This window comes from Fluviicola sp. (assembly GCF_039596355.1).
GTDB lineage: Bacteria > Bacteroidota > Bacteroidia > Flavobacteriales_D > Crocinitomicaceae > Fluviicola.
Genome location: NZ_JBCNJW010000008.1, coordinates 43,611 through 66,449 on the forward strand (window position 1 = coordinate 43,611; position 22,839 = coordinate 66,449).

Here is a 22,839-nt window from a genome sequence, read left to right on the forward strand (position 1 = left end):
TTCTCTTAACAACACAAAAACTTACACCATGAAAAAAGGCTATTTTATATTCATGTTAGGCTGTATGATGAGTTTCATCAGCTTTTCTCAAATAACCGACTACGCGATCTACACCGATTCCACTTACGGATGTCAAACACTTCTGACTGTAAGCATGGCAATTGGTCCGAATGCTGAAAGCGGCGGAATTATTTCTGTTGACTGGGGAGACGGAACAAGTTCTACAAACACCTATTCATCTGCATCCACAAACACAACGGATTATGAGCATTTCTCTCACAGTTATGCTACAAGTGGAAACTACACCGCTTCCTTCAATATCTACAGCACCACTGCCGGAGCTAACGTAGACGCAGGACAAAGCATCAGTTTCTATTCCTTCGGTTCTACAAACTGCGGCTACATCTGGATCGCTACGATCAGTCAGTATACTCCGGGAACCGCTTATACCAGTTATTCCAATGTTCCGTACCAATTCACAGATGTCAATGGAAACATCACTGTACTGACACCTCCTTCAGGGCTGAATCCCAACGTTTACCCCGGGCTAAACCCTGCAAATGCTCCCTACACCGGTCAAATTGATCCTACATGGCTTGCCGCAAACGGACTCGCTCAAACAAGTCCGAATTTCACGATCTCCTCATTCGGTGCCAGTGGAACTGCAGCTAACTGGTCGGAAGTAGTTCTGGTTAGCTGTAATTCCCAGGTTGCACAACCGGATTTCGGAGTGAACTACGCCTGGGCTCCCAATTTTGTGGCTCCAACGCAATCCGGACAACTGATCTTAGACATCTGCAATTACGCTTGTATGGATTCGTCTGATGTTTCCGTTTCAATCACACTACCGGCAAACTTTGTTCCGAATACCAGCAACCTGACCAATGCGGTGGTTTCAGGAAATACACTCACGTTTGACATCCTTTCTCTCGGTGGCTGCTATCACTTCCATATTCCATTCACATTCCCCGGAAATACGCAGGCAGGAACTCCTTTCTGCTTCGATATTGCACTGAGTAATCCAAACGACACCGATTTAAGCAATAACACCTACAGCGTTTGTGACGTGGTTCGGAACTCTTATGACCCGAACGAAAAACAGGTAAACCTGCCAACACTGATCAATCCGGATGCTGTCGATCATTTTCAGTACTTTGTACATTTCCAGAATGACGGAAACTACGATGCAGCGAAGGTGGTGATCACGGATTCCATTTCCCCGAACCTGGATCTTTCCACATTCCGCCTGATCAGTTCAAAACATGGTGTTTCAGCATCGGTTAATACCAGCACGCGCATAGTCACATTTACATTCGACAATATCAATCTCGGACAAAGTGCCGTTGACCTGGATGCTTCACAAGGATATGTCGTTTACAGCATTTCCGAGCTTCCGAACCTGCCTGTAGGAACGGAAATCGAAAACACGGCCTATATCTATTTTGATTTCAACCCAGCGATTGTGACCAATACAACGTATAACATCAATCAAACAACACTTGGTTTGTCCGGTAACAGCATCGAACAGATCGGTATGTACCCGAATCCGGCAAAAGACAAACTGCAGTTCAGCGGAGCTTCCGTGAAAGAAATTACCGTGTATGACCTGACTGGAAAAGTGGTTTTGACAGCATGTGATCTGGACTCCAATGAGATTTCGCTGAGCACCGTTCAAACGGGTATTTACCAGGTGGTTTTGAAAACAGAAACCGGTAGTTCAACGCAAAAATTAGTGATTCAAAAATAGGTTTAAAACCTCCTCCTCAAGTCCGGTTTCTTCATCGAAACCGGATTTTTTTTGTGTTAATGATATGTAAAATATGGTGTTATAACTTTCAGGTTTCCCTATCTTAGCTCCCCAACTTTTAAAATTGAATGGTTTGAAATACTGGATTTTTGGAATAATTACCACAGGTCTTCTGCTGAGTTTTACTTATCAGAACACCTTTAAACAGACCGGAAATGCGAGTTATTACTCCAACAAGTTTCAAGGTAGAAGAACTGCTTCCGGAGCAGCGTACCACAAGGACAGCATGTATTGTGCACACAAATCCCTGAAGTACGGAACGCTTCTGAAAGTGACGAATCTCAAAAACGATTCGACCATTATTGTGAAGGTCGTAGACCGCATGGGAAGCCGTTCGCCGCATATTATTGACCTGAGTATGGCCGGAGCTCAAAAACTGAATTTTGTCCGGAACGGAATCGCGAAAGTACAGGTCGAAGAATACATTCCGACTCCAATCGCGAAAGCAGATTAGAACAAGCTGAGCATTTTTGTACCGTTTAAAAGGTTCAAAACGAATTAAAACTCTTTGAACCTTTTAAACCCTTTCAATCTACCGGACAAATTCGGTCTGTAAACAACAAAAATGTCCCCTCAGCTCCATCCCAAGGTAAAACATCCTACTTTTATTGCATGTTTGAAGATTTGATCGTTGTGGATTGCTCTACCGTTTTGGCAGGGCCCTCCGTGGGAACTTTTTTTGCAGAATTGGGCGCTTCCGTCATCAAGGTCGAAAATCCGGCTATCCCGGACGTTACCAGGAGTTGGAAACTGGCAAGCGAAGACAAAAACACCGCCGTGTCAGCGTACTTTTCGTCGGTAAATTACCGGAAAGAGTACCGGAAACTGGATTTTAAAAGCTCTGCCGACCTGGATGAATTGCTGGAACTGATCCAGGGAGCAGACATCTTTTTATCCAATTTCAAAAAAGGCGATGCCGAAAAATTCGGGCTTACCGACACGTTTCTGCACTCCATCAATCCACAATTGATTATCGGGAAAATTTCGGGGTTCGGAACCGAAAGCGACCGCGTGGCTTACGACCTGATCCTGCAGGCTGAAACCGGTTTTATGTCTATGAACGGAACGCCGGAATCCGGCCCGGTAAAAATGCCTGTAGCACTGATCGATGTATTGGCTGCTCACCAGTTGAAAGAAGGAATTCTGACTGCTTTGTTCCAGCGTACGAAAACAAATGAAGGAAAAACAGTGTCTGTTTCGCTTTACGATGCAGCGATTTGTTCCCTGGCAAACCAGGCCTCCAATTATCTGATGGAAAAACACATTCCGGAACGCATCGGCAGTCTGCATCCGAACATTGCTCCTTACGGGGAAATTTTCACCACGAAAGATGGGAAATCCATCACGTTTGCCATCGGAAGTAACAAACATTTCGAACTGCTCTGTTCCTATCTCAGTTTGCCAGAGCTGATTTCCGATGAACGTTTTGCAAACAATGTAAACCGTGTAGCTAACAGAACTATTCTCGGTGAACGCATCCAGGAAGTCATCGCACGGCACAACGCCGATGATGTGATGGAATACATGCATGCACATTTTGTTCCGGCAGGACGGATCAAAGACCTCGAAGAAGTGTTTCACGATGCAGAAAGTCAACAACTTATCCGCACGGAACAGATCGAAGATAAAGAAACCAAACGCGTGACACAAATCGCCTTTCAATTGAAGCCATGATAACAATCACACATCCGCAAACCCAGGCAGAATGGGATGCTTATTACGATCTCCGCTACCGCATTCTGAGAGAACCGCTGGGAAAAGAAAGAGGCACAGAACGAAACGAAGGAGATGAAACAGCCGTTCATTTTGCCCTGTCGGAAAACGGAAAACTCCTTGCTGTGGCGCGTTTAGACCGCGTGGATGACACTGTTTGCCAGGCACGATTTGTTGCGGTAGAATCAACTACGCAGGGCAAGGGATATGGGAAACAAATCATGACAGCCCTGGAAAACGAAGCGGTTCAACTGGGTTACGGAAAACTCATTCTCCACGCCCGGGATTATGCGTTGCCGTTCTATGAAAAACTTGGCTACACCCTCGTCGGACCTTCCTACAAGCTGTTTGACGTGCTTCAGCACTTCGAAATGTTCAAGGTTTTAACGCATTGAGAACGAAACACAGATTTTCATTCCGTTTGTTCCGTCCACATCGAGGTTCCCGTTCAGGTGTTCCACCATTCCTTTGATGATTTCCACGCCGCTTCCGGTGAACTCGCGGTTTCCCTTGATTCCTTTCCCATTGTCGCTGATTTCCAGGACACCTTTCGGCCCCAACATCTGAAAGTCAATCCGGATCACCCCCAGTTCGTTTTCCGCAAAAGCATGTTTGTAGGAATTCAAAACAGCTTCGTTGATGATAATCCCGATGCACATCGCCAATGAACTTTTGATCTCGCAACTGTCAATACTGGTCAATAACTGCAATTGTTTCTGTGGAAAAGACAAACTTTCACGCAAGCTCTGTACCAGTCTGTTCACATATTGATTCAGTGAAATCCGCAGGTTTTTGGAGTTCTCCGTTAGCATTTCATGCAGGTTCAAAATACTTTGCACACGGTTGACGGAATCCAGCATCAGGTTCCGGTGATAGGAATCCTTGGCTTTGTTTACCTGGATATTCAACAGGCTTTCCGTAATTTTCAGGTTATTGACGATGCGGTGATTCGTCTCTGTCAGCAATCTTTTCTGCTGGCGCAACGCCGCTTCCAGTTCTTGCTGTGCCAGCTTACGTTTGTGCGTTTCCACGGCAAGCGAAACCATTTGTGCGGCAATCAGCCCGAATTTCTGATCGTTCAGCGACCAATTGCGTGTTTGCTTCACCTGTTCAAAACAAATCACCCCGATAATTTCTCCCTCCGAACGCAGCGGAATATCCATCAGCGAAACGATCCCGTTCGGAATCAGGTAGGCTTCATTCAATTCCGAAGTATAGGGAGAAGCCTGCGCATTGGCGGCAATGATGATTTTCTCTGTTTCAAATAACATGAAATAGGTCGGCATTTCAATCACAGGCAGCGATTCCTGCGGCACCATTTTCCCCGAACGCGTATCGTAATTTCCGATGCATTCGATCCGGTCGTGAGATTCGTCAAACAACCAGGCGTTTACACGCGTCACTCCTGCCGCCTTGGAAGACATTTCGAGGATTTCATAAATCGCGTCGTGGAGTTTTCCGCTCCGGATTTTTTTCGATTTCGACAAGAGTTCAATGGTGAGTGTTTTTCGCAACAAATCGCGCCTTTTACGTTCAATATGCGTTGCATCCACCAGACTTCCCAAAACCAGGAATTCGCCTTCGTCTACCCGCCAGGAAGCTAAGCGCATCCTTCCGGTGAACGAGCCGTTTCCATTTTTCAGGACAACTTGTACGTCGATGTATTTGGAGGTGTTCAGATCACCCAAAAATTGTGCGATGCGTTCGTGTTCATAGGTCAGATGGTCAAAAATGGTGGTCCCTACAAGGTTGCTCCTTCCCAGCAGTTTTTCCAGGTCAAATGAAGCATGTAATACCGTACCGTTTTGATCAAAGATGACCAGGCTCTCATCCATTCCTGAGATGAGCTTACGCAATGTGGAGAGAATATCCTGCTGTGCCATAGTAGTTTACAGTGAGCAAATGTAGCGGATTTTTTATTGTCCGGGCAATAAATTGCACTAAGTTTTTAGTAATTTTATCGTACGGCGGTTTGCAACGAGCAAAGTACTCTTTTGACGGATAAATTGGCGATCCCATGAGGAAATGTTACATTTGATCGGCCAATGGTAAAAAGACTCTTTACAATATCGCTCACACTAAGCATTCTGATCGTGCTGTATCTCAGCAAGCTGAAAACAGTTGAGCTCAGTTCTTCGGAAAATTTCATCATCGGTGAGGCCACGGCAAAGGGAATTTCCATCGGGAAGCGGATTTCACAGTACTACGCACTGATCGGGATCGGAATTGCTTCTTTCCTGGTGTTGTACTGGAGTTTGTCACGCTTCAAAAAACAGATCGAAGGAAACAGGCTGCTCCATTTATTCGACCCGATGCTGGCCTTTTCGGCCTTACTGCTGCTCATCAGTTGTTTCCGGATTACCTTGATCGAAAGTGCTCAATGTGCGCTTTTTTTCACACTGCTCCTGTTCCTTTTCGGGTTCCTGAAACGCCTTCATCCTTCATTGGCGGATCCGAAAGTGTGGCTTGTGAGCGCTTTGATGTTTGCGGTCAACTACCTCTTGTTTCATTCAGCAGTGATTGGAGCACTTCCTGCTCTTACAGCCCTCATTTTGACACAGTTTTTATCGTTTGAAAACAAATGGGTACTCTGGGTTTCCGGCATGTTCACTTCCGTTCCGCTGATTGTTTTCCTTGGAATTGAAAGCACACTGATCTTCAATCAACGGGAAGTTTTTATCGGGTCTTACGGCTACCTGCTCATTTTCTGGGCGCTGGTTTTCGGCTTCGGATTTTACCGCAGGGTGCGTTCTGCAAAATTTAACCCGGAAAAATTTGTTTTTGGACGCCTGGCATTCATTGCCCTGATCGGTATCGGGTTGGTACAAGCCTATTCCCCGCTTTTGGTTCAAATGACCGAAACGTTTGAGAACGCCAACATGCTGAACCCGGTGATGCAGTATCACCTGTTCGGGGAAATTCCGGTGATTCACAACTTGTCGAGCCACCTGGTCAGCGACTTCTTCTGGGAATTCTGTTATTACTTTCTGAATGGCTTCCAGCCAGACGTGAGCATGATGGTGTATTGGGAATTCAATTACATCCTCAGCCTGTTGTGCATGTATTATTTCCTCCGCACCGTATTCGGAAATAAACCGGCGGTTTTAATCGGGTTACTGATGCTGCCCGCAACCTATTTTGTCATCACGCTGTATTTTGCATTTGCTCTGCTCCCGGCAGCTTTGCTGTATCGCTATATTCAATCCGACAAACCGAAACACTTTTACACGTTTCTGATGAGCGTTGTTTTAATCGTTGTCTGGCGACTGGATTTGGGCATCAGCCTCGTTTCAGCTCTCGTTTTGTTTCTTCCGTTTTGGTTTTATTACCGCAAAACAGACCGCAGACTGCTGATCCGCTCTTTGGCAGTAACGGCTTTGGCCGTCGGAATACTCGCGTTTGCGTTCATTACCTGTTGTCACGACCAGTTCGTACAAATGAAAGGATATTTCGGAGCGAATCAGGCACACGGGCTGTATTATATCGCATTCGACGAGAACAACCTTTTTTTCCTGCACTATGCGGTGATTCCGATTCTCGTGGCAACGATCCTGGTTCACACCGTCTTTCGTTTTAAAAACACCACGAACCAGGCACTCGATTTTCTGATCGTGCTGTTTAGTCTTTTCTACTTCTTCAACCTGCAGCGCGGGCTGGTGCGGCACAGTTTTGCAGAAGGCACTGACACCTTCATTTCGTCTTTCGCCTGGTTGATTTTCCTGCTGAAAGCCTGGTCTGTGGTTCGAACAAAACCGGAATATCCGTTTTCACTCGCTACCGGAGCGGCTGTTCTGAGTTTATTCCCGCTTTTCCTGAGCATCAACAACAAAAACGGAACATTGAACATTTTACAACATCCTGTTCGTTTGAGCCTGAAAGATCTTCCCAAACCGGGAAAAATGGTCATTAACCGCGTGATTCCAAACCCGGAATTTTCCAACCCGAACGATCCGGTAATCCATTTCCTGAAAACACAGTTGAAAAAGGACGAAACGTTTATCGACCTTTCCAACACTCCGATGCTTTATTTCTACAGTGAAAAAAATGTTCCGTCGTATTTCAATCAATACCTGCAAAACACGGTGACGGACGAACTACTGGAAATCAACATCCGGGAACTCAAAGAGCTAAAACTCCCCTTTGTGGTCTTTTCCCAAATTCCGGAAGTCTTTTTCGACAATATCGACAACATTCCAAACAAAGTGCGCCACCACGAACTGACGCATTTCATTTACGCCAATTACCGTCCGTTCATCCAGGCAGGCAGCTACCGGATTTGGAAACACAAAGACCACGTTTGCGATTCATCGGCCTTTCTGCCTTATCCGAATCACCCTGAAAACTGGAGTTTAGGTCTGATACCCTATTTTTGGAAAGCATCGAAAAACACGCGTTTCGATCATGCTGCGGATCAATACGATCTTCACTATCAGCCCGATTTCATTCAATGGAAAGCACCGCTTACCGGAAACACTTTCCTGGAGTTGACAATCACTTCGCCACTGGAACAACCTGTTTATTTTTCAGGCAAAAATTTCAATCTCGAAATCACTGCTACTGAAGGAAAACATCGCTACCGGCTGCCGTTGGGTTGCAGCGAACAACTCAATTGGTATGGTGCAGATTCACTGAATGTCCACGGCAGGGAAAAACAAATTCGCCTAAGTAACGTTCATTTTGTCAGATTGAATCAAAAATGAAAACCCGGACCGTCATAGCTTTGGACCGCCTGATCGGTATCTTTGTGGCTTACCCGCTCAACTTACTGGTGCAGCTGGTAGGAAAAATCACGCGTTTCGACCATTCGCTGGACAAGGAAATGCAGAAAATTGTGGTGTGCAAGTTCAAAGGAATGGGAAGTATTATCCAGGCCACTCCGCTACTCAAAACCTTGCGAAACCGCTATCCGCAGGCGCAGATTATTTTTGTGAGTTCGGAAGAAAACCGGAGCATCCTGGAAAAGATCGATTTGATCGATGACCTGTACTGCGTCAAAGACAAAGGATTTCTGACACTGATTTCGAGCACCACCAAACTGGTTGTCAAGCTGATGCGTTTCCGAGCCGACGTATACATCGACCTGGAGATTTACTCCAATTACAGCTCTATTGTAACGACTGTGAGCCTTGCACGGAACCGTTTCGGATATTACCTGCGTTCCAACCGCTACCGCATGGGAATGTACACCCACATGATGTACTTCAATACGAAAGCACCGATCTCCCACGCCTACCTGCAATTTGCGCGCTTACTCGGAATTTCGGAGATGAAAACAGGTTTGCACAGCATTCCGGAAAACACGGTATTTCAATTGTCCGACCTTCCGGCAGAATACCTGGTCATTAACCCGAACGCCTCTGATTTGAGATACGAACGGCGCTGGTCAGCAGAATCGTTCACCGAACTCATTCAACGCATCCGGCAAGCTCAGCCCGAATTGCCTGTTTTCGTGATCGGTTCTAAAAATGAGCAATCCTATGTGCATGAAGTGACCAAACATTTCACTTCGGACGAACTGGTACGCGATTTAAGTGGAAAAACCAATCTCGGGGAACTGATCGAAGTATTGAGAGGAGCAAAATTGCTGATCACCAACGATACCGGCCCGATGCACCTGGCCTCGTCGCTCGACACACAGGTACTGGCTTTATTCGGCCCCTGCTCTCCCGCTCAGTATGGTTTCGGAAAAAATGTAAAGACCATCTATAAAAACGTGTATTGCAGTCCTTGTGTACACGAATTCGTTGTTCCGCCATGCAAAGGAAACAACCAATGCATGCAGTTGATTACTGTAAACGAGGTATTTGAAGCCTACATTCAATACAAGGATGTTGTTTTTGATTCGTCAATTGAGTATCTTGGAAATGACCGGGAAGCTTTGGGAAAAGTTCTCCGGTAAAAAGAAATGAGGTATTATTTAGGCGATATCCTGAACAGGTGGGTGCTGATTTTTAAATCTTGCAACTAGTTGAAAGGACTGAAAAAGTGTAAACAGTTCAGAAAACCGGATGTTCTTAAATTCAACTTTTGAACTTTTGAATTTTGAATTTAAGAACTTTTAAAAGGGTTTGTAATTAAAAAAAGTCAAATCGCCAATATTCAAGGATAAAACTTTTTATTATGCTTGCATAATATTAAATAGTTATTTACCTTAGGGCCAAGAAACGAACTTAAAACAATATAAAATTATGTCACAAGCTATCAAAGGCGGAGAGTTTATTATCCGCGATGTTACCCATCAAGAAATTTTTACTCCGGAAGAATGGTCGGAAGAGCAACGCATGATTGCACAGACCTGTGATGATTTCATCGAGCAGGAAATTACTCCCCTTTTAGATCGTATTGATAAAATGGAAGAAGGTTTGATGCCTTCACTGCTTCAAAAAGCGGGAGAACTCGGAATGCTTGGTTTATCCGTTCCGGAAGACCTGGGCGGTATGGGTGTTGACTTCAAAACGTCCTTGCTTGCGACGGAGCGTTTAGGAAAAGGACATTCCTTCTCTGTAGCGTACGGGGCACACACAGGAATCGGTACACTGCCGTTATTGTATTATGGAAATGCAGAGCAGAAAGCGAAATACATTCCGAAACTGGCAAGTGGTGAATGGAAAGCGGCTTACTGTTTGACGGAACCAAGTGCAGGATCGGATGCAAACTCCGGGAAAACAAAAGCGGTTTTATCGGACGACAAAACACATTACGTTCTGAACGGTCAGAAAATGTGGATTACCAACGGAGGATTTGCAAACCTGTTTACGGTATTTGCGAAAATCGACGATGACAAAAACTTATCGGCATTCCTGGTTGAAGCAGATTCAGAAGGAATCAGTCTGAACCCGGAAGAGAAAAAAATGGGGATCAAGGGTTCTTCTACCCGCCAGGTATTCTTTAATAACGTGAAAGTTCCTGTGGAAAACATGCTTTCAGAGCGGGAAAACGGATTCAAGATCGCATTGAACATTCTGAATATCGGTCGTATCAAGTTGGGTGCCGGAGTATTGGGAGGTGCAAAACAAACCATTACCGATTCGATCCGCTACGCAAACGAGCGCGAACAATTCGGAAGACTGATTTCCAAATACGGAGCTATCCGCTTCAAAATTGCGGAGCAGGCAATTCGTGCATACGTGGCTGAATCGGCAATTTACCGTGCGGGACAAAACATTGATGACGCTATCCAGGCATACGTTGCCGGAGGAATGGACAAGAGCCAGGCTACACTGAAAGGAATCGAGCAATTTGCTCCGGAGTGTGCTATTTTGAAAGTTGCCGGATCCGAATGTTTGGATTACGTAAGCGACGAAGGTGTTCAGATTTTCGGTGGAATGGGGTACTCAGCAGAATCTTCTGTTGAACGCGCATACCGCGATTCCCGCATCAACCGTATTTTTGAAGGAACAAACGAAATCAACCGCTTGCTGATCGTAGATATGGTTCTGCGCAGAGCCATGAAGGGCGAACTGGATTTGATGGGGCCTGCAATGAAAGTTGCTTCCGAATTGATGAGTATCCCGGAAATGACGGAATTGGGTTCACATCCACTGGCTGCACAGCGACAGGTATTGGCAGGATTCAAGAAAACCATTTTGATGGTTGCCGGGTCTGCTGTTCAGAAACTGATGCAAACGTTATCAAAAGAAGAGGAAATCTTGATGAATATCGCTGATATTTCGATCTGGACATACCAGGCAGAATCTGTTTTGCTCCGCGTGGAGAAATTAATTGAAACACAGGGAGAAGCTGCAGTAGCAGTTCCGATTTCCATCGTGAAAACATATTTCTACGATGTAGCAGAATGGATCGCAAAAGCAGCGAAAGATGCCATCTTCAGCTTTGCAGAAGGCGACGAGGCACGTATGATGTTAACGGGAGTGAAACGTTTCACGAAACTGGATCCGATCAACCCGAAAAACGAGCGTCAGGTCATTGCACAATACCTGATCGACAAAAATGCATACACACTCTAATATGAGTGAGATTAATAGGTAAAAGAAAGGCTCGTCAATTGACGAGCCTTTCTTTTTTAGGATGCTTTTGATGCTATCGAAAGCAGTAACTTTTAAGTACATCGAAAGCTAACGCTTTCTCTTATCTCAAATATTTTTCTTTCATATCCTGGAAAGTCATTTCCTGACCATCCACAGAGATCATGCGCATATCCAATGCAACCAGCAAACGGTTGATCACATTGATGTTCATGTCTTCATTTCTGGTCAATGTAACTTTTAATTTGTCGGTTGACTCATTGAATGCTACAGAAAAGTAATCTTTATAATAACTTTTAACCGCATCTACTTTCTCAGCGGTAATCGATTCCGGAACGGAGAATTCATACACCCCGGTTGATTTTCCAGATTTCAATTCACCCGAACTGATTGATGCCGAATTTTGACTAAAAGCAAGTGAGCTTGCCAGAGACAAAACAAATATCATTACTAACTTTTTCATAATTCCATAACAGTTTATAAGTAGACGTTTTTTAATACCTAAAGGTTGTATGAGCTAAATATACAACATTTTTAATAACATTTGTACTATGCAATTATTAGACCATTTTGATGAAACAAAGCTCGAGGCCGGGTGTGACGAAGCCGGAAGAGGCTGTCTGGCTGGGCCTGTCGTATGTGCTTCTGTGATTCTTCCGAAAGGTTTTTCACATGAGTTATTGAATGATTCTAAACAACTTTCCGAAAAAAGCAGGAATTTATTACGGCCAATCATTGAAAAAGAAGCAATTGCATTTTCCGTGCAGTTTCTCCACCCGGATGAAATTGCCGAACTCAATATCCTGAAGGCTTCCCTCACGGGAATGTACCGCGCGGCGATCGACCTGAAAGTGAGACCGGAACTACTTTTGATCGATGGAAATAAAGCGCTGTTATCCAAAGACATTCCTTCCGTTCCGATTATCAAAGGCGACGGAAAGTACAAATCCATTGCTGCGGCTTCTGTTCTGGCAAAAACCTACCGCGACGAGTACATGGAAAACCTGCATCACGAATTTCCGCAGTACGACTGGAAGGTGAACAAAGGTTATCCGACCAAGGCCCACCGGCTGGCAATCCACCAACACGGTCCGTGCATCCATCACCGGATGGGATTCAACCTGCTTGGAAAAGGCCAGTTATCACTTTTCGGGGAGTAAACACTCTGCTGTTAACTACTTCATCGGGAAAATGAAAACCGCTTCTACTGAAAGCTTACTTTTGAAGCATAGTAAAAGTTATGCTTAGTCGTTCGATCATTGTCTTTCTTGTTTGCTGTTCTTTAGTCTGGATCGGTTATGTGGGTTTCACCATCGTGGAAGGTTCCAGCACTCCCCCAACTCCGGAAAATGTATTCTCACCAAAAGACGACACCATTATCGTGGTGCATAAATCTGTGGAGGTAGACTACAACAACCCGATCGTGGCTTCCCTTCAGAAAAACAGCTTTTTCACCTTGCTGCTCAATGAACCGGAACGCATCCAGCATTTCTATTTTTCGACCAGTCGTGATTTGGTTCTCCTGGAACGAAGCAAACCGTGGACTAGTGACATTGTGAAGCAATACGCCGAAAAACTGGCACTTTCATCTACGGTTTCTACTCAAAAACACCTCTCTCTTTCCAACAACTGGAAAGGAGAATTCCACGGAAGGTTCCTCGTACTTTATCAAGGCAACTGGACTCCCGGCACCAAAAGCATCGCGGACTGGAAATACCTCGACCGCAAAAGCAGTTTGTCGCTCGTGTACAAAACAACCGACAATACCTATGAAATAGAAGATTCGTATTTCATTTCCAGCAATAAGGTTAAATACATCACGCATACCGGCGACGAAGCATTGCCATTGATCAACGACCAGGAATTATTCCAGGGACTGATTCCGGCAGATTTTGATTCCTATACCTTCTTCGAAAAACGGTACCTGCAATCGCAGTTTCCACAAAAATCCGTTTTGTTCGACTGGATGGATTACGGGCTTGCGCTTGTGGTAGACCAAAAAGATACCTGCCTGATTTCTGATTACAAACCCGGACAAGATCCGCTGGCAATCGTGAGTGAATTGCCCCGGGTAACGATTTCCGATAAGCAAAAACAGGCAACACTACAGGGACAGCACTTCCCGTTCCTGCATTCCAACAAAAAAGTGTACCTGGAATTGTTCAACAATACGGTATTGATTTCCAATTCCCAGCAAAGCATCAACCGCATGATCGGGGCGTATGAAACAGGAAGCACTCTGGAGCAATCAACCACCCTGAAGTATAAATTATTCAGTAATACGCCGCAACGGGTTTCGTACCGGAATTTTGACCGGAATCAGCAGTTGACCATGAGTTGCCTGACGCATGCGAAACACAGCACACTTCAGATTTTAAACGAGGAAGGAAAAAAAGACCATCAAACAAACACAACAGAAATTCCGAAACTGAATCCGTTGCGTTTGGATGACAACCTGCTCTCCCTCACTCCGATTCCGGGATCCAACAACCTGCTTGCACTCACCCGATCCAATACCTTGTACCTCGTGGGAAGCAAACAGATTTTGTGGAACAAAAACCTGGGCGCTGAAGTAATCGGAAAACCGGTTTTGATCGGAAACGGCATTTTCCTGGCGACCAAAACCGGGATTATCGGGCTGGACAGGGCTGGAAATAGTCTTTCGGGCTTCCCAATTGCAGCCAATGAGGTGACGAGCAACCTGTTTTCTTACTTCTGGAACGGGAAAGATTTCATCGCATTTATCGCCGACGGACAAATTCAAACGTACGGAACCAATGGAAAACTAAGTCTGAAAGCAGGAGTTTCGGGCGCTTTGCAAAGAGAATCCCAACTGGCCATCCAGGGGAAAAAAGGACAACTGATCGCGCATGTGTGTACCAACAACAATTGGTCGAGCATTTCACTGAAAAGCCGCCGCGTGATTAAATCCCTCAACGTAACCGAAGGAGACTGGCACCTGGTGAAAGTCAACGGAACCATCAGTTTGGTCGGCCTGAGCAAGAAACAGTTTGTTCGATTCAATGAAAATGGAGCGAAAGCCATGCTGGTCGGAAACGTGTCTTCGATTTTGAACTCCCAGACATTCGGAGACGAGCAGTTGTTCTTCCTGACACAGCAAAACACCATTTACGTGATCTCCGGAACGGGCACAATCCTGGGCCAATTCACTTCCACAATCAGCAATATTGATGACGCTGCACTGATAAAATTGCCAAACGGAAAAACTGTTGTTGGAATTATAGACGGTATTGCTAATAACTGTTATATTTATACCATCCGTGGTAATGAATTGAATAAAGAAAGCTACGAAGGCTCAAATAAAATAACGTTCCAGAAACAATCAGACGGGACAGTTTTATTAGTTTCGCAGGCAAATGGTTACTTAATTCGCTATCCATTGAACTATTAAACAACTACTTATGCTTATGAAGAAACAGTTACGCAAATTAACTTTCTTAACTCTTTCATGCTTTTCTGCTATCACTGCATTTTCCCAAAACTACCTGGGAGTGCACAGCAGTAACTATGTCGGAGTAATGGGATTGGATGCACAGCCCGCAAGTTTTGTCGACGGGCGATTTATTGTCGACATCAACCTCGGAAGTGCCAATGTAGGGGCCTGGCAAAACGCCAAGTATTTCAATACGGACGTAATGCCGAAATGGTGGGTGAAATCCTTCAAAAAGGACACCATGTGGATGAAACCGGACAGTACGCTGTACAATCGTTCGATTTTCGACCTGTATGATTACAGCAAAGCAGGTGTTAAGCCGCGCGGGGTTTACCTCAACTACCAGATTGACATCCTCAATTTTGCCTTTCACATCAATCCGAAAATTGCCGTCGGTTTCTCCGCAAAAAGCCGGATGATCACCAACATCGATGACATTGATCCGAAACTTTCCAAATTGGCGGAAGAAGGCTTGGATTTTGCCGCACTGTGGAATCTGAAACTGAATGACAAACTCGTTACCGCCAACATGATGGCCTGGAACGAATACGGTGTCAATTACGGACAAGTGGTGATGGATAAAGGGCAGCATTTCCTGAAAGTCGGCGGACGTGTGAAACTCCTTCAGGGAATCGCATCGGCTTATGCTTATACCGATCAGCTGGATTACGAGTTATTGAATAAAGATACGGCAACTACGCTGGTCGGAAACTTCAAATACGGGTATTCCAATAACCTGGACGACCTGAAAAACGTGAACTCGAAGTCCTTCTTCAAATCGGCGTCCAAGCTTGGTTTCGGATTGGATTTGGGAGTGGTGTACGAATGGCGTCCGAAATACAAACAATACAAATACGACATGGATGGCGAAACCGATCTGTGGATGCGCAATGAAAACAAATACGAATTGCGTGCAGGTGTTTCCGTAATCGATATCGGTGGAATGAAATTCACCAAAGGAGGACACAGCCGCGATTTCTCGGTAAATACATCCACTCTGGACTTGCGTATTTTCGACAAAGTGAATTCATTTGCATCTTTTGACTCGATTGTAGATAGTTTGATTACCAACGATGCAGGATGGAATTCCAACCAGGGAATCGGGCAGTCTTACTACATGAATACGCCGACGGCTTTGAACATCCAGTTAGATTACCACATCTGGAAATGGTTCTACATCAACGCTACAGGAAACCTCAATATGATCGGGAAGAAAAATCCATCCCGTGTGAAAACGCCAAACCAATTTGCAATCACTCCAAGCTTCGACTACGCGTGGTTCGGATTGTACGTTCCGGTTTCCGTGAACAATTACTCCGGCTGGAAAGCGGGTATTGCTTCCCGTTTAGGGCCAATTACAATCGGGGTTGTTGACTTCCGTTCGCTTTTTGCATCAGGAAAAGTACGCGGTACGGAATTCTACATGGGATTACGCCTTCCGATTTTGTACTCGAAGCCGGATGACCGTGATGGTGACAAGGTTTCAGATAAGAAAGACGAGTGTATCGACATTCCTGGGATCTGGTCGTTTAAAGGATGTCCGGATACAGACGGCGACGGAATCAAGGATACGGAAGATTTGTGTCCGGATGTTCCGGGATTGGCGGAATTCCAGGGTTGTCCTGACCGTGACGGTGATAAAATCCCTGATAAAGATGATGCTTGTCCGGATCTTCCTGGTATTGCAGCATACAGAGGATGTCCGGATACGGATGAAGACGGAATTATCGATCCTCAGGACAGCTGTCCTACCGTGAAAGGATTACCGGCATTCAATGGTTGCCCGGATACGGATGGCGACGGATTACAAGATTCGGAAGATGCTTGTCCGGATGTTGCAGGACCAATTGCAAATCAAGGATGTCCGGATACGGATAACGACGGAATCTTCGACTTCCTGGATAACTGTCCGGATGTTTACGGACCAAAAGAAAACAACGGTTGTCCTTGGCCGGATACAGATGGCGACGGTTTGATCGACAAAGACGACGAATGTCCATACCTGGCTGGTCCTTTGAAAAACAAGGGATGTCCTTACCAGGATACAGACGGCGACGGAATCCTGGATAAAGATGATGAATGTCCTACTGTGAAAGGTGTGATTGAAAATCACGGTTGTCCGAAAATTGAAGAGGCAGAAAAAGAAATTCTGAAAACAGCATTCGAGAACTTAGAGTTCAACACCGGAAATGCCATTATCAAAGAATCTTCTTATCCGTCTCTGAATGAATTGGCAGAATTGCTGATCAAGAAGAAAGACTGGAAACTGCAGATTTCAGGTCACACGGATAACGTAGGTGACGCACAGAAAAACTTAGTATTGTCTAAGAAACGTGCAGAAGCTGTGAAACAATACCTGGAAAGCAAAGGAGTTGAAGGCAAACGATTGAGCACCTTGTTCTTCGGAGAAACTCAGCCGATTGCAACCAACGAAACAGCTGAAGGACGTCAGAAAAACAGACGTGTTGAAATGAATGTGATCTTCGAATAAGAAGCATCAATGATAAACCGGAAACGGCTTCTCTCAGGGGAAGCCGTTTTTATTTTGGGAAGTTCCGGAAAGGCTTGCTACTACCGGGCTAATAGACACATGTCTATCCGTATTTGGAAGTCACTTTCCCAGCACCTCTTTCCGATGCGCAAGCCCCCAATAATGCAACTCTTCAATCACCTTTTCCAGTGACTTCCCGTGTTCCGTAATCGTGTATTCTACCGTCGGCGGAAAGGTGTCAAAAACCTGGCGGGTGATCAGTTTATTCGATTCCAGCAGTTTCAATTCCTTCGACAAGGTTTTATCCGTAATTCCGTTCACTTCCTTTGCAAGCTGTTTGAATCTCCTCGGACCGCCCGACAACGCAAAAAGAATCAGTAGTTTCCATCTGCCCTCCACTGCTTCGAGCGCATCTTTGATCGATAGAATATTCTTGGGGCAACCTCCTTCTGTCAGCATATCTGCAATTTTAACGTTACTTTCCGTTTGGATGCGCTATCCAAAGGTAAAGCGCTTTCATCCGGATAGCGAATGTACCTACTTTTGGTCCGGTATTCAACATTACACATATGAAAAAGCAAACAACACCTTCAAAAACGCTGAACGCTCTTCTATGGACAGCGCAAATTCTTCTTTCCCTGAGCTTAATTTGGGCGGGATTATTGAAATTGTTTCAACCGGTCGAAGAACTCCAACTCCTATGGCCCTGGACCGGAGAAGTATCCGCATCATTCATCAAACTCACCGGAGCGGTCGATCTGCTTGGAGCGCTCGGCTTACTGCTTCCATCTCTTTTGCGCTGGAAAGTCATCCTTGTTCCCGTAGCAGCAATCGGGGTTATTCTGCTCATGATTGCAGCGAGTGCCTTCCACATTTCGAGAGGAGAAGGATCACAAATCGGGGTAAACATCGTATTTGCACTCATCGCCGGGTTTATTGCCTGGGGAAGATTCAAAACAACTGCAGCCCCCAAAAGCTAATCCGAATAAAAAAGGCCGGTTCGAATCAATCGGCCGGCCTTTGAGGTTTCAGTTGTGGTTTTTGTTTATTTCAACAAATTCACATGTCCCACATATTCGTGATGTTTGTCTTTGTTTCGTTCTTTCACGACAATTTTCCAGGTATAAACACCTTCCTTGCACAATTGCCCGATGTAAGTTCCATCCCATCCATAATTCACATCATGCGATTCGAATAAAACTTCACCCCAACGGTCAAAAATCAACAGGGTGTAGTTTTGTCCGTCAAATCCGGAACTGAATACCGGGAAAAACACATTGTTGTGCTCATCGCCATCCGGTGTAAACGTATTCGGAACATAGAAAATCAATTCATCAATCACCGATACCACCACTACCGCACTATCGTTACAACCATTCGGGTTCGAAGCGTAGAGAATCACGTGATAAACTCCCGGGGTTTCTTCGTAATGATGCGTCGGGTTCACCGCACTGGAAACCGTTCCATCTCCGAAACTCCAGACATAATTCGTCGCATTCGTAGAATTGTTTGTGAAGTGGAAAACCGGGTTCAAAATCGACTGCTCGATCACATCCACACCGAAAGAAGCGTGTACCGTCGGGTAAACAGTCAGCATATCCGGATTCGTAATGGAATTCACACAACCGTTCGCATCTGTAATCGTCAGTGTCACATCAAAAACACCTCCGCTGTTGTACTGTTGGGTAATCGGCCCGCACCCCGTTTGGATTCCTCCACCTTCAAACGACCAAACGCAGTTCACAGACGGAGTCGGGCTGGTATTCGTAAACGTAACGGAAACCGGAGCACAGCCATCTACAGCATTGCTGCTGAACGAAACCTGAGGCAATGGATTGATCGTCACCGAAACAACATCCGTTGCGGTACATCCTGCCGCATTAGTCACCGTAACAGTATATAACGTTCCGGCAGCTACCGAGGCATCCACCGTCGGATTGGAAATTGCCGGGTTGCTTAATCCCGTTGCCGGACTCCAGGAATAGGAATTTCCGGTAACCGGTACAGAACCGATCTGGTTTCCTGTCGTGGCATTCAGGCATAAATTCAAATCTGACCCCGCATTTGCCGTCGGGTTATTGCTCACAGTGATGGTAAACGATACGCTTGATCCCGGGCAACCGTTCAAAGTCGGAACAACCGTAACCGTTCCACTGATTGGCGTCATTCCCGGGTTTGTTGCCGTAAAAGCAGGAAGATCACCTGTTCCGTTTGCTCCCAACCCGATTGACGTATTGCTATTACTCCAGGCAAAAGTTGCCCCGGAAGGAGTTGCGGTAAATGATGAAATTGCCACGTTATCACCAGGACAAGCCTGTGTGTTTGCAAGCGGATCCATCACCGGAATCGGATTCAGGTTAATCGTAATCGATCCCGAAAGGGTATTGTTACAGGAAGTCGACGAGGCAGACTGAATCGAAACCAGCGTATACGTTGTTGCGGTATTCAAAACTCCGGTATTCACGGAAGCCGTTCCCGCAGCATTCAAGGTCACATTCAGATTAGAAGTTCCATCCGAATAGGTTACTGTGGAATTCGGTGTACCCGAAATGGTAAATGACGTAGCGCTTCCTTCACAAATAGTTGAAGATCCGGAAATAGTCGCCGTTGGCAGCGGATTGACGGTCACTGTTACGGTTCCGAAACAACCGCTGCTATTCGTATAGGTAATATCTGTCGTTCCGGCAGCAATGCTGGTCACCAGACCGGTATTGGAGACAGTTGCAACAGCCGTATTGGAAGAAGTCCACGGGTTTATGGACGCAGGTGTTCCTGTTCCGCTCAATTGCGTGGTTCCGCCTACACATATGGTGAGGTTTCCGGAAATGGTAGCACCTGAAGTGATCGTTACAACCTGAGTGGTGAAACAACCATCTGAAGTGGTGTATGTAATCGTGCTGTTTCCGGGAGTAAGCCCTGTTACCAACCCGGTATTTGAAATCGTTGCAACAGCCGTATTGGAAGATACCCACGGATTCGTTGTAGCTGGTGTTCCGCTTCCTGTGAGCTGTGTAATCGCTCCTGCACACACCGTAAATACGCCACCGATTGTCGGAGGAGGATTGATCGTGATCGTCACCGGGTCACTTGCCGTACACCCACCCACCGGGTTAGTCGCCGTAACGGTATAAGTTGTTGTTACAGTAGGGCTCACAGTTGGTGTCAATGTTGTGGAATTCGTCATATTCGTTGTCGGAGACCAGGCATAGGTAACCGGAACGTAGTTGTTAAATGTAATCGACCAATCCTGCAGGGTTCCCACATCACCGGTTGCCAAATCATACACCTGCAACACCCAGGTTCCGTTTACAGAACAGGAATTCAACAGCGAAAACGGATCTTCCGGGGTATAAGTCCCTGTAAACGGAGCCGTTCCCGTTGTAATGGAAGGAGAACCGGTAGGAACAAAGGTCGTATTCGTATAATTATCTCCGGTTCCGCCGTTATCGGAAGAAAGCTCAATGGTACTTCCATTCGGACACTGAAGCCAGATCGTGATATCCTCGTCGTAAGTATGTACAATATTCACGTTGACGGAAACAATCGGAAGTACTCCTGCCGTTTGAGGTGTAATTCCCGAAACAGCAATCGGAGACGCTGCCGGGGTAACACTTCCGTCCGGAATGGCATAATCAGTCAGATTGGTGAAGGTCACCGGGTTGTTCACTCCCGGAGGGGAAAGCGTTGCGTTGAGGTTCACGCTTCCTCCCGGGCAAATCGACTGATTCGGTGTTGTGACGTTGATCGAAGGAGATTGATTGATCACAACCGTCACCGGCTCAATATCTGCACAACCATTCGAATTCAAAATCCGGATGTAATATGTTCCACTCGTTGCAACGGCATTCGGAGCCGCGATCGGAACGGTACAGGCCGCATCGGAAAAATAACCAAGCGTACCAGAACCGGAAGTAACCGTCACCACAGACGGACTCGTCAAATCAACCGTTGCCGGGGTACAAATAGTAGGCGGATTGGTGACTGTAATCTGCGGACTTGGTAAAACGGTAATCGTCGTTGTCAACGTAGAGTTACATCCCGTCACCGACGTCATCGTACACTGATAAGTAAATGTTCCGGTCGTAGTCGGCGTAATTGCAAGCGTATTGGAAGTTCCCAGAACAGTTCCCGGACTTGCCGTATTCACCCAGGAATAACTGGCAGCTCCCAGCGGAGCGGTCAACGTGGAAGTCTGGTACTGGCAAATTGTCGGTGGAGTTGTAATCGCCATCGGAGCACAACTCGCATCCAGGTATGCATAGGCATAATGCGCACCGATCGAACAGTCTCCGGCAGTAAAGCGCATGGTCACACACGTCCCGATATACGGAGTCAAATCCAGCATCACCGGCGTCCAGTCCTTGTAGTAAGTTCCGCTTGTTCCTATCTGGGTAAACCCGGGAATCCCGGGGCCTCCCGTTACCAGCAGGTTACCACAGGCAAAAGGCACTCCCGAACAATCAAGCGCTTCAATCCGGAAATAAGGCTGTTCCTGATCCGTATGGGCAGTCGCACCGGAAGCTCCTCCATCCTGGATAACCAAAGCATAATAATAGGTAAAGAGTGCATTCGAAGCGGTGACCTGGAAACGTTGTTCGATACTGGCTCCTCCATAAGCCGCATTCGGCCCGTCGCCCAGCATCAGGGAATTCGTATTCCCGGCAATCAGCGGACAAACAGTCTGAATCGGTGCCTGGAGATCCACTCCCGGAGTTGTGATCACGTGATGTCCTCCGGTTGTATTGAAAAACAACGGTGTATAGGTCGGAGTCGGTTGTGGCGCAACTCCTGTCTGCATCGAATGTCCCCAGGAACCAAGCCACCCGGAAGTTGTTCCGGCATCAAACCCGATGTTTGAACAGGCAGGCTGAAGCGGAGTTACCGGATGGGTCGGAACCGTATTCGAAATGTTAATCACATAATTAAAGCCGCTCGGCCCGGCAATTCCGTCATTGTCAATGATAAAATAATAACACTGACCGACCGTAGGAGTAAACGGGATTCCGTATGATCCGGAAACGTCTCCGAAAACCTGGGTCTGGCCAACAAGCGTTCCGCCACTGGTTATGATACTGATCGACGGCATCACCGGGTTTGAAAGCCCGCCGGGAGTAAATGCAATATTGACCCAGATCGTAGCGCTGGAAGTCGGGCAGTAATAATAGTACCAGTCCGGGCCGTCGTCATAAGTGTATCCCAGATTATCGTATTCATTTGTAGCAGAAGTCGTTGATCCGGAAGCCGTAAACGGCAGGGAAATCGGCACCAGCATGGCGCCCGTCTGTGTGTTGGCTCCCTGGGAGAAAGTCCGGAAGCCCGAAAAGGAGAATAGCGTGAGCAGTAAGCAGCTCCACAAAATGTGTTTTTTCATAACCTGGAGAAAGTAGGT

Annotated in this window: 15 protein-coding genes; 11 read left to right on the forward strand and 4 right to left on the reverse strand. The window is 46.1% G+C overall.

Going from position 1 to position 22,839, the window contains the following annotated elements; genetic code table 11:
• Nucleotides 1-28: 28 nt before the first annotated feature.
• The 4 genes from ABDV94_RS14390 (at nt 29) to ABDV94_RS14405 (ending at nt 3,915) form a co-directional block, all read left to right on the forward strand.
• A complete protein-coding gene (locus ABDV94_RS14390) occupies nt 29-1,747 on the forward strand; it encodes a T9SS type A sorting domain-containing protein (protein WP_343747901.1) in 1,719 nt (572 codons plus the stop codon).
• Between the two features lie 133 nt (nt 1,748-1,880).
• On the forward strand, nt 1,881-2,261 hold the full coding sequence (locus ABDV94_RS14395) for a septal ring lytic transglycosylase RlpA family protein (protein ID WP_343747902.1): 381 nt from the start codon (nt 1,881-1,883) through the stop codon (nt 2,259-2,261).
• 158 nt (nt 2,262-2,419) lie between these two features.
• A complete protein-coding gene (locus ABDV94_RS14400; RefSeq protein WP_343747903.1) occupies nt 2,420-3,481 on the forward strand; it encodes a CaiB/BaiF CoA-transferase family protein in 1,062 nt (353 codons plus the stop codon).
• The gene (locus ABDV94_RS14405) at nt 3,478-3,915 is read left to right on the forward strand and encodes a GNAT family N-acetyltransferase (RefSeq protein ID WP_343747904.1); all 438 of its coding nucleotides are present in this window, start codon (nt 3,478-3,480) and stop codon (nt 3,913-3,915) included. The genes ABDV94_RS14400 and ABDV94_RS14405 overlap by 4 nt, the downstream gene beginning before the upstream one ends.
• Here the strand turns inward: ABDV94_RS14405 and ABDV94_RS14410 are convergent.
• A complete protein-coding gene (locus ABDV94_RS14410) occupies nt 3,904-5,403 on the reverse strand; it encodes a histidine kinase dimerization/phosphoacceptor domain -containing protein (protein WP_343747905.1) in 1,500 nt (499 codons plus the stop codon). The two genes, ABDV94_RS14405 and ABDV94_RS14410, sit on opposite strands and share 12 nt — an antisense overlap.
• Nucleotides 5,404-5,565: 162 nt before the next feature.
• On the opposite strand from ABDV94_RS14410, the gene ABDV94_RS14415 reads away from it, so the two are divergent.
• The 3 genes from ABDV94_RS14415 (at nt 5,566) to ABDV94_RS14425 (ending at nt 11,487) form a co-directional block, all read left to right on the forward strand.
• Complete coding sequence (locus tag ABDV94_RS14415) at nt 5,566-8,220, forward strand: hypothetical protein (protein ID WP_343747906.1); 2,655 nt, start codon at nt 5,566-5,568, stop codon at nt 8,218-8,220.
• Complete coding sequence (locus ABDV94_RS14420) at nt 8,217-9,419, forward strand: glycosyltransferase family 9 protein (protein ID WP_343747907.1); 1,203 nt, start codon at nt 8,217-8,219, stop codon at nt 9,417-9,419. Before ABDV94_RS14415 ends, ABDV94_RS14420 begins: the two co-directional genes overlap by 4 nt.
• Before the next feature lie 289 nt (nt 9,420-9,708).
• Nucleotides 9,709-11,487: an acyl-CoA dehydrogenase family protein gene (locus ABDV94_RS14425; protein ID WP_343747908.1), complete on the forward strand. Its 1,779-nt coding sequence runs from the start codon at nt 9,709-9,711 to the stop codon at nt 11,485-11,487.
• Between the two features lie 121 nt (nt 11,488-11,608).
• Here ABDV94_RS14425 and ABDV94_RS14430 read toward each other — a convergent pair whose 3' ends face one another.
• A complete protein-coding gene (locus ABDV94_RS14430; RefSeq protein WP_343747909.1) occupies nt 11,609-11,968 on the reverse strand; it encodes a hypothetical protein in 360 nt (119 codons plus the stop codon).
• A gap of 88 nt (nt 11,969-12,056) precedes the next feature.
• Between ABDV94_RS14430 and ABDV94_RS14435 the strand changes: the two genes are divergently transcribed.
• The 3 genes from ABDV94_RS14435 (at nt 12,057) to ABDV94_RS14445 (ending at nt 17,450) form a co-directional block, all read left to right on the forward strand.
• Entirely contained in the window at nt 12,057-12,665 is a 609-nt protein-coding gene (locus ABDV94_RS14435; RefSeq protein WP_343747910.1) for a ribonuclease HII, read from the forward strand.
• Nucleotides 12,666-12,745: 80 nt separating this feature from the next.
• A complete protein-coding gene (locus ABDV94_RS14440) occupies nt 12,746-14,917 on the forward strand; it encodes a hypothetical protein (RefSeq protein WP_343747911.1) in 2,172 nt (723 codons plus the stop codon).
• Between the two features lie 16 nt (nt 14,918-14,933).
• Complete coding sequence (locus tag ABDV94_RS14445; protein ID WP_343747912.1) at nt 14,934-17,450, forward strand: DUF5723 family protein; 2,517 nt, start codon at nt 14,934-14,936, stop codon at nt 17,448-17,450.
• Between the two features lie 120 nt (nt 17,451-17,570).
• On the opposite strand, the gene ABDV94_RS14450 is transcribed toward ABDV94_RS14445, so the two are convergent.
• Nucleotides 17,571-17,909, reverse strand: coding sequence for a helix-turn-helix domain-containing protein (locus tag ABDV94_RS14450; protein WP_343747913.1), 339 nt, complete (start codon nt 17,907-17,909; stop codon nt 17,571-17,573).
• 110 nt (nt 17,910-18,019) lie between these two features.
• Here ABDV94_RS14450 and ABDV94_RS14455 point away from each other — a divergent pair, with 110 nt between their 5' ends.
• Entirely contained in the window at nt 18,020-18,430 is a 411-nt protein-coding gene (locus ABDV94_RS14455; RefSeq protein WP_343747914.1) for a DoxX family protein, read from the forward strand.
• Nucleotides 18,431-18,495: 65 nt separating this feature from the next.
• Here ABDV94_RS14455 and ABDV94_RS14460 read toward each other — a convergent pair whose 3' ends face one another.
• The gene (locus ABDV94_RS14460) at nt 18,496-22,821 is read right to left on the reverse strand and encodes a PKD domain-containing protein (RefSeq protein WP_343747915.1); all 4,326 of its coding nucleotides are present in this window, start codon (nt 22,819-22,821) and stop codon (nt 18,496-18,498) included.
• Nucleotides 22,822-22,839 lie beyond the last annotated feature (18 nt).